A 7481-nucleotide genomic window follows, 5' to 3' on the forward strand; every position below is an offset into this window, starting at 1 on the left:
AAAACCCCCCGGCCCCCCAACCCGCGGGGGGGGCCCGTGTTGGGGCCGCCCCGCCACAGCAGACGTCCCGTCAGACGGAGAAGTCCGCCCAGTCCAGGCTGCACTGCAGATAAATGCTACTGATCCCGGTACAGCCCTCGGGGGCTACCTTCCAGACCTCGCCGGGATCCAGAATCGTCAGAGACAGCTCGCTTCGGACGTGCAGCGTCTGCGGTCGGGCCACCGATCCGGTGGCCGTGGCGACGGTCGGCGTGGGGTCCACCGGGTTCATCGTGGCGGTGCCCATGCTGAGGAGGTTGTCGTCCTCGTCGATCAGGAGCGAGTCCACCTCACCACCGATCCGAGGCGCCTTCGCCGGGTCGCACCACGCGGTGGTGCTGTGCGTCACGTCGGTCGGATCGCCAGCGGTCCAGGACACTGCCCAGTTGATCTGGCAGAAGAACTCCTCAGCCGCCTTGGCGCTGCCGGCTGCCCCTGCCCGGGCGGTGAAGGTCTCGCTCTTCACGATCCGGGTGTTGACCGTGTCCGATGATCCGGTGTCAGCCGAAGCTGGTGCGGATCCCTGAACTGCGACAGCACTGAGGGCCATCGCGCCAACTGCCGCGAGGCCCGCTATGCGTCTGCGAGCCCCTCACGGCTGTGCCATATCGTTCAGCACGTTTCCGTCTTGCCGTAGTTGCCGAAGGTGAAGTGGTAGGCCGCCCCCGAGCCCGGGGGAATGGTGAAGCAGTCGCTGTCCGGTCCCCAGCCGATAACGACCCGTGCCCGTTGCGTGTTGCCGCATGCGTTCCACACCCACGCGACCTGCCCGGAAGCCTCGTTGTAGATGTCCGTCGAGACGCACCACGGGACGTTCCCCATCACGGATGCGTCCTGGGCAGGGGCCGCGACCGCGGGTCCTGCCGCACAGGCGAGGGCGGCCGCTGCCACCAGAGAGGTGAAGAGAACTTTGCGTGATGCCATAGGGCACCCTCCGTTGTCGTGAGGTGGTGGCCCAGCGCCTGCGCGCCTGAGTAGGTGTTTTCAACATCTACCCGGGCCGTCACCGGTCGTGTCCGGGTACGGCGTGTGCGGGTGGCCAGGGTGCAGGCAGGAACCAGTAGAGACCGAGTCAGTATGTGATCGCAGAATGCCGCAGTCCAACGTTTCGGAATTCCTCGAAAAGGTGGACGTGTTGGACGCCCTCCTGCTACAAGCGGCGCGCCTGCCCGGAGCTGGCTCGCTGGCGCGTGTCGATGAGCTTGCCGGCCTGTCACCCGACGCTGACGTCAGCCCTCTCCGTTGTGACGGTCATGGGCTCTTGCTGGAGCCCACGTCGGGGGCCTGTGCTGGTAGCTGATGGCACTCGGGCCAACGCGGAGAAACGCCGACGCGGAACCGCGGCTTCTGCACCACTGGCAACACGCCGCCTCTGACCTGCGGCATCGAGGTTGAAAAACACCTACTCAGCGTTGCCGCTCCAGGGTGAGTATGGCTTTAGTGATTGACGTGTTCAGCCACGGGCCACCGCCCTTTTGGCGAGATCGGCCAGGATGGGGACGCTCTGGCACTCGCAGATGCGGATGATCCGGTGGGGGCGGGCGGCGGTCAGGTCGTGGGAGCGGCCAGGCAGCGCGGGCGAGAGCCACAGCAGCCGACCGTCCGGATCGGTGACTACCTGTACGTTCACTCCGTGCCGGCGGTGCTTGTGGGAGTAGTCGGCTCGTCCGTCGCCGACCCGGTCGCACTCGGCGAGCGTGCCGTCCAGGAGGACGAAGTCCGGATCCTGCTCGCGTAGAACCTTCAGCAGGCCCGGTGCACGGTCGGCGAGGAGGTCGATGACCGCGCTGGTGTAGGCGTGGGCGGTGGGCTCGCTGATCCCGAACACGGCAGCGACCTTCGCCCCGGTGGTGTGCTCGCGCAGGTACACCCGTGCCACTGTCGCGCGCTGGGACGGACGGAGCTTGCAGCGGCGGTCACCCTCACGGGCGACGATGAGCATGGTGACCCACCCCACGAGCGCATGTGACAGGTCGAGTGCGGCCGGACAGATGACCAACGAGGCCCCTGAGCAGCGTGGTTGAGACGTCAGACATCTCGATCAACTGCCCGGGGGCCTCGCTCGTTGCGCTTCACGGACCGTCACCCGATCGGTGGCCCGCTCGAAGAAGCTCATTGACCGGTCTGCACCAGCTCGAAGTCATCGACGTTCACCCAGTTCTGTGGATTCGCGTCGGAGGCCACGCCGACCTGGATCGACCCAGTGGTCACGTTGATTCCGGAGATGACGACCTTCGTCCAGTTGGCTGTCGACTCGTTGATCGCACGGTCCATTTCGCCCGCGCCGAAGTTCTTGGCGAAGATGTCCGCCGACTTCTGCCCGCCACTGCTCTTGACCCAGGCCGACAACGAATACGTCCCGTTCGGCACCGCGATGTTCTGGTACATGCTTGCCTTGTAGGCGGAGGTGTAGGACTGCGATATCGCCCAGCGTCCGGTGTGTCCGCCCAGGTGATTGCTGTTCGGGTCACTGCTGACGTTGGACGAGTTCGTCCATCCGGCCAGCGTCTTCTGGGCGACCCGGTCGGCCTCGACGCTCGGGTTCAGGACGTGGTTGTTGCCACTGCCGACCGCCCACGTGCCCGCCGCGGCATCGACGCTCCACTGGTTGAGCGAATGGAAGACGGGCGTCGTGCCGTTGAAGGTGACCGGCACCCACTGGTTGTAGCCGATTCCGTTGCCCGCGAAGTCACTCCAGCGGTCACCTCCGAACATGACGAACGATCCCGATGAACCGGTCACTTCGAACGCCAGGCCGGTCTGTGTCACATGCGAGAAGTCAGCATCCGTGCTCTGCATGACGGACTCCGACGAATACCCACTGTTGATCTTCGTCGACTTGATGCAGTACGTATGGGAGGCGTTCCAGCCGTGCAGATCGGAGGAACAGAAATAGTAGGTTCCGGCATGCTTGAACATGATGTTGCCTTCGCGTCCGCCCGATGAGCTGCTGTAGATCCTCGTGGCGGTGTCGACGTGCAGGTAGTCCGAGAAGCGCAGCGGCGCAACGTACAGATTCGACCTGCCGCTCCTGTTGCTGAAGATCAGATAGGCCCGCCCGTCGTCATCGGTGAAGACCGATTGGTCACCGGACATGTTGTTGACGACATTCCCGATGCTCGACTGGGTGCCCGCGAGGCTGAAGCGGCCTGCCGGAGTGCTGCTTGTGGCGAACATGAGCCCGCTGTTGAGCTGGGCAACCAGCACGTATTTGCCGGTGGTCGGATTGTGTGCCACGCCCACCCTGCCGAGCCATGAGCTACCGCCCACGTCCGAGGAGGTCATGACGTTCCCCTCGAATTTCCAGTGCACCAAGTCCGTGGAGGAGTAGGAGGTGATCGCGTTGAAGGACGTGTTGCTGTTCTTTCCGCCAGCCGGGTTGTTGTAGTAGCTGACAGCTCCGTCGTACTTCACGCCGTACCAGTAGTACGTATCACCGACCTTCAGCACACCTCCGCCCTGGGAATAGATCGGGTTCCCGGAGGTGTCCTTCCAGAAGACATCGTTCTGGAGCACCGGAGCGGCAGCACTCACGTTCCTTTGAGGTAGCGGGGTTGCGGCGCTCGAACCAGCCGAGTTACCGAAGAACGCCAAGGCAGCCACGACCTGGAACAGCAGCGCAACGATCGTCCATCGGGGGATTCTCCGCGGCATTTCACATACTCCTCTTCACTTGCTCTCCAGGCTGTTCGGTCGACTTTCAGAGATGGCGGGGGACACCCGCCTAATACTCGAAGGCCCCGATATCCGGCAGACGGGTGTAGACCGTGACTTTGGCGTAGTCGGCACCGCCGTTGTCGGTCCCGTTGATGCCGGTGTCGATGGCCGACGAGCTCGCCGCGACCCTCAGGGGCAGCGCAGCGTTCAGTGCCGGTCCGTGTCTGCATTGCCGTAGGGGCCGCTGATGGCTCCGTGCACCCATCTCCGATTACCGGCTGCCGACTGCCGCGCCGACGGCGATCTGCCAGAGCTGTCGAGCAGGGAACGGATCGGCGCACAGTCGGCGCGCCAACACCGTCAAAGGAACCGGCGAGTGCGGACTGTCAACGGCCAGACATGTGGCCCCCGTTCAGCTGGCGGCACTCCTTGGGCCTGGACGCCAGGGTGCGTCAGGCTGGCGACCGGTGCGCGGACAGAGCTGGTGAGGAAGAAGATCTCCACCTGCCCCGCCGTCGCGGCCCACCGCCAGGCGCGGCACAAGTGCATGGACACATGCGTGAGTCAGGCACGATGACCTCCGATGTGGGGGTGAGTGGACGTAACACTCGAACGACAGGGTGATCGTTCACTCGTGGAGGCGTGGGAGCGGTCCCACGACGGGTGAGAGTAGGGAAGCCCCGACGCGTCGTCAAGAATTTTGTCCGACTGTCTGTTTGGTCATGTTCGAATACGACGACTCTTGGCACCCACAGAACTGCACCCTCGGCGCCCCCCTGTCACCCGAAGCGCGTCTGAACTGGTCCTCTTCGCCCGGCGTGGATGGTGAGGCTCCTTGCCCCCGCCCTCCACCCGTGTCGCCCCGTGGGTCCAGAACTCGCAATTCACGAGCGCCTGTTGACAGGTACCCGCCCGATCAGGAAGCTGCGTGATGCATCTTCCACTCACTGAATCCACCGGACTCTGACCTGCGTTAGATCCGATCTGTGAACGATCACAGGAATTGGGTGTGGTGAATGGGCTCTCAGCGGCGCCCAGTTCGGTCGGCGGGACGGATCGGCCAGGGTGTGCGGCGCGTGCGCCGTCGCTTCGCCATGAAGAGACCTGTGCGGCCGCACCCCGCCCAAGACCCCACCGGCCAAGCGCTGTTCACACCCACGACCCACTGCCAATCGCCCAGCCTTCACACTTCACAGACGGCATCCGTGCCTGCCCCCGGAGAAGCGGAGAACCCTTGAAGACGCTTCGGATCCTTCTCACGACCGCTGCGGTGATCGCCTTGTCGGTGTTCGGCGTCAGCGGTGTCTCTGAGGCCGGAAGTGCCGCGGGGCACTGTTCCGGTACATCCCTCGCCGCGGCCCCAGCCGCACGGGCGGCGGCTCAGCCTGTCACCGTGTGGCTGGCCGGTGACTCCACCATGGCCGACCCCAGCAGCCGTTGCCCCGTCGGCTGGGGCAGCCAGTTCGACGCCCTGTTCAACAGCGACGTCACAGTCAAGAACCAAGCCGTGAGCGGCCGCAGCATCCAGACCTGGCTGTACGAGTCGAATGTGACCAACACCAAGGGCTCCGACGGCGAGTGCCTGCTCCGGTCCAACGCCTACTCATCGCGCTGGCAGGCGATGCTGAACTCGACCACCGGCATGAAACCCGGCGACTACCTCTTTATCCAGTTCGGCATCAACGACACCAACTCCGCCTGTCCGCGGCACGTAGGCAGGCCCCGGTACCAGCAGTTGATGACCATGATGGCGCAGGCCGCCCTGGATCGAGGAGCGCACCCGGTTCTACTCACTTCGGTCGCCGCCATCACTTGTTCCGGCAGCACGGCCACCAAGAACCGGGCTTTCGTCCCCCAGACCTTCGCGGCTGGATCCGCCACCGGGGCACCGGTCGTCGACCTCGATGCACTCAGCGTCTCGCTCTACAACAGCCTGCGCTTCTGTCCGAACAACGGTGACTACGGATCAGGCCCGTTGGGTGACTTCTTCTGCAATGACCACACCCACTTCGAAGCCTACGGCGCGCAGCGGATCGCCCGCCTCGTCGCCGACGACGTACGCCACAAGAACCTTCCGCTTGCCCTGTACCTAAGGTAATCCCCCGGCGGCACGAAATCCCTCCGTCCCCCTCGTCAGGGTCCGGGGGCCTCGGCCGCCGAACCCGGTACACAGTCCCTGGCCCGGCCGACTGTTCACCGCGCGACGCTGAACCCGAACTCAATCACCTGCTTTCCGAGCGATGTGGAGAAGAGAATGAAACGTTCCAAGCTGAGGAAGCTCGCCCTCCCGGTCTCCGCGGTCATGGCGATTGTCGCCTCCGTGCTCGCTGGGTCGGCACCGGTAGGTAACGCCGCAGCAGGAAAGGTCTATTACGTCTCCCCCACCGGCAACGACAGTGCCGCAGGAAGCCAATCAACTCCCTGGAAGACGTTCGCCCACGCCCAGTCCGTCGCGCAGGCCGGCGACACCGTCTACTTCCGCGGCGGCACGTACGCCTATACCCGTGCGAACGCAAGTTGCAGTAGCCAGACCGACCGAGTCGACGCAGTCACCCTGAACAAGAGCGGCAGTTCCGGCAACCTCATCAGCTACGTCGCCTATCCCGGAGAGAAGCCGGTCTTCGACTTCTCGCAGATGAACGACGACTGCCGGATCAAGGGGTTCGACGTCACCGGAAACTGGATCCGCCTCAAGGGACTCACAGTCACCGGCGTACCGCAGAACAACAACCTTAACCACGAGTCCTGGGGAATCTGGATCTCTGGAAGCAACAACACCTTCGAGCAGTTGGACCTCCACCACAACATGGGTCCGGGCCTGTTCATCCAGGACGGCGGCGGCAACCTCGTCCTCAACTCGGACTCCCACCACAACTACGACCCGCTCACCTCCAACGGAGCCGGCGAGAGCGCCGACGGTTTCGGCGCCCACATCTCGGCCAACCACCCCGGAAACGTCTTCCGAGGCGATCGAGCCTGGTGGAATTCCGACGACGGCTTCGACCTCATCAACGCCTTCTCGTCCGTCACGATCGAGAACTCCTGGGCGTGGCTCAACGGATATCTGCCGGGGACCACCACCGCGATCGGCAACGGCAACGGCTTCAAGGCCGGCGGCTACGGCGGAAAGTACGTGTCGAACGGTGTCAAACACACCGTCCGCTCCTCCGTGGCGTTCAACAACCGGTCTTCAGGCTTCTACGCCAATCACCACACCGTAGCGGACGACTTCTTCAACAACACGAGCTACGGAAATCACCCGGACTTCAACATGCTCGGAATCTCCCCGAGCGGCGCCGCTATAGGCCTCGGCAACCTGCGCAACAACATCGCCTACACCGGCACGCTGCTGTCGAACATGAACGGGACCAACGCCTCGTACAATTCCTGGAATCTGAACGTCAATCTGACCAACTCCCAGTTCCAGAGCGTGTCGACGTCCGGCTGGGACGCGCCCCGCCAAGCCGACGGCAGCCTGCCCCTGCTTCCCCACCTGCGCCTCGCCGCGAACAGCACACTGATCGACAAGGGCCTCAATGTCGGTCTGCCCTACAACGGCTCGGCCCCGGACCTCGGCGCCTTCGAACACTGACGGAAGCCGCCCACCCCGCGACCACGAGATGACGGACTTCTTCAATAGGAGTTGTTCAACCTGCAGTTGCCGGTCGTGGGGTTGGCGTGGGCCAGGGCTGGGCTGCTCGTGCTGGCCGGTCGAGGCAGCGCGACGGCGGGGGGGGGGGGGGGCGCGGGGGTGCCCCCCCCGGCAACAACGCAACCCACCCCAC

5 protein-coding genes and 1 pseudogene are annotated in these 7481 nt (G+C 64.4%); 2 read left to right on the top strand and 4 right to left on the bottom strand.

The genetic code is table 11. The features are described from left to right. Positions 1–70: 70 nt before the first annotated feature. The 4 genes and pseudogenes from ABZS97_RS15285 to ABZS97_RS15300 all read right to left on the bottom strand — a co-directional run bounded on the left by ABZS97_RS15285 (position 71) and on the right by ABZS97_RS15300 (position 3693). The gene (locus ABZS97_RS15285; RefSeq protein ID WP_356137702.1) at positions 71–505 is read right to left on the bottom strand and encodes a hypothetical protein; all 435 of its coding nucleotides are present in this window, start codon (positions 503–505) and stop codon (positions 71–73) included. A gap of 146 nt (positions 506–651) precedes the next feature. Beyond that, positions 652–963 carry a hypothetical protein gene (locus ABZS97_RS15290; protein ID WP_356137704.1) on the bottom strand — a complete coding sequence of 104 codons (312 nt, stop codon included), beginning with the start codon at positions 961–963 and terminating at the stop codon, positions 652–654. Between the two features lie 512 nt (positions 964–1475). After that, a pseudogene (locus ABZS97_RS15295) lies at positions 1476–2038 on the bottom strand (transposase family protein); the annotation flags it as partial. A 113-nt stretch (positions 2039–2151) separates the two neighbouring features. Further along, positions 2152–3693, bottom strand: coding sequence for a family 43 glycosylhydrolase (locus ABZS97_RS15300; RefSeq protein ID WP_356137707.1), 1542 nt, complete (start codon positions 3691–3693; stop codon positions 2152–2154). A gap of 1288 nt (positions 3694–4981) precedes the next feature. Between ABZS97_RS15300 and ABZS97_RS15305 the strand changes: the two genes are divergently transcribed. Continuing rightward, entirely contained in the window at positions 4982–5794 is an 813-nt protein-coding gene (locus tag ABZS97_RS15305; RefSeq protein WP_356137709.1) for an SGNH/GDSL hydrolase family protein, read from the top strand. Between the two features lie 156 nt (positions 5795–5950). After that, positions 5951–7288 (top strand): right-handed parallel beta-helix repeat-containing protein, encoded by a 1338-nt coding sequence (locus ABZS97_RS15310; RefSeq protein ID WP_356137711.1) that lies wholly within the window; start codon positions 5951–5953, stop codon positions 7286–7288. Positions 7289–7481 lie beyond the last annotated feature (193 nt).

The sequence above is a fragment of the Streptomyces sp. NPDC005485 genome (assembly GCF_040606085.1).
In the GTDB taxonomy this organism is placed as follows: domain Bacteria; phylum Actinomycetota; class Actinomycetes; order Streptomycetales; family Streptomycetaceae; genus Streptomyces.

Excerpts from the sequence above, each read along its gene's own strand:
- ABZS97_RS15290 (WP_356137704.1), bottom strand. The coding sequence starts at position 963 with ATGGCATCACGCAAAGTTCTCTTCACCTCTCTGGTGGCAGCGGCCGCC.
- ABZS97_RS15300 (WP_356137707.1), bottom strand. The coding sequence starts at position 3,693 with ATGCCGCGGAGAATCCCCCGATGGACGATCGTTGCGCTGCTGTTCCAG.
- ABZS97_RS15310 (WP_356137711.1), top strand. The coding sequence starts at position 5,951 with ATGAAACGTTCCAAGCTGAGGAAGCTCGCCCTCCCGGTCTCCGCGGTC.